Source organism: Bradyrhizobium sp. ERR14 (assembly GCF_014198235.1).
In the GTDB taxonomy this organism is placed as follows: domain Bacteria; phylum Pseudomonadota; class Alphaproteobacteria; order Rhizobiales; family Xanthobacteraceae; genus Bradyrhizobium.
In genome coordinates this window covers 1-1,182 of record NZ_JACIHD010000069.1, presented here as the reverse complement: position 1 = coordinate 1,182, position 1,182 = coordinate 1, and the positions used below count along the sequence as shown (strand labels likewise).

The window sequence follows — 1,182 nt, the reverse complement described above, 5'->3', positions numbered from 1 at the left end:
GCGATGCCGTGGAGAGCGAGTTCGGTCATGGAAGAACGCCTTCGCTTTGTCGCCCGGCTTCTGGAAGGAGAAGCCATGTCCGAGGTCTGCCGCGAGTTCGGCATATCGCGCAAGACCGGCTACAAGATCTTCGATCGCTATAAGGAGTACGGTCTCGAGGCCCTGAGCGATCGCTCCCGGCGGCCGGTCCGCTATGCCAATCAGCTGCCGAGCCAGATCGAGACCCTGATCGTGCAGCTCAAGGCCGAGAAGCCGCATTGGGGTGCACGCAAGATACGTGAGCTCCTGGTCAGGCGGCTCGACGGCGACCTCAGGGTTCCAGCCAAAAGCACCATCCACGCGGTGCTCGACCGCCATGGCCTGGTCAAGCGCGGCGGCGGGCCGCGCCACCGCGCGCGCGGCACGCCGCTATCCCAGGGCACATGCCCCAATGATCTGTGGTGTGCCGACTTCAAGGGCGAGTTCAAGCTCGGCAATGGCCGATACTGTTATCCGCTGACCGTTACCGATCATGCCTCGCGCTTCCTGCTGCTTTGTGAAGCGCTGGACTCGACACGAGAAGACCCCGCCATAACCGCCTTTGAACGGCTGTTCCGTGAGCGCGGCCTGCCGCTTGCCATCCGCTCCGACAACGGCGTGCCCTTTGCCAGCCCCAACGCTCTGTTCAACCTCTCAAAGCTGTCGGTGTGGTGGCTCAGGCTCGGCATTGCCATCGAGCGCATCAAGCCCGGCCATCCTCAGCAGAACGGCCGGCATGAGCGCATGCATCTCACCCTCAAGAAGGAAGCTACCCGTCCGCCGGGGTTCAACAGCCTGCAACAGCAAGATCGCTTCGACAGCTTCCTGCACGAATTCAATGAGGAGCGACCGCATGAGGCTCTCGACATGAAGCGCCCGGCAGATCTCTACACCGCCTCAGCCCGCCACTACGAGGGCTTGCCGGAATTGGCCTATCCCTTTCACGATCGCGACGTCGTCGTCACCTCCTGCGGGCGTCTCTGCCTTCACCGTAAGAGAATCAATATCTCCCTTGTCTTGGCCGGCCAGAAGCTCGGCATCAAGGAGGTCGACGAGGGCATTTGGCTCGTCAGCTTCATGCACTATGATCTTGGATATTTCGACCTGGAGCAGAAGACCCTGCAACCCCTCGACAACCCGTTCGGCACGAGGTTGTCACCCATC

At 61.7% G+C, this 1,182-nt stretch carries 1 protein-coding gene; it reads left to right on the top strand.

Features of this window, described 5'->3' with window-relative positions; all coding sequences use genetic code 11:
* Positions 1-3: 3 nt before the first annotated feature.
* On the top strand, positions 4-1,182 hold a 1,179-nt coding region (locus GGD62_RS40540; RefSeq protein ID WP_183714866.1), incomplete at its 3' end, for an IS481 family transposase.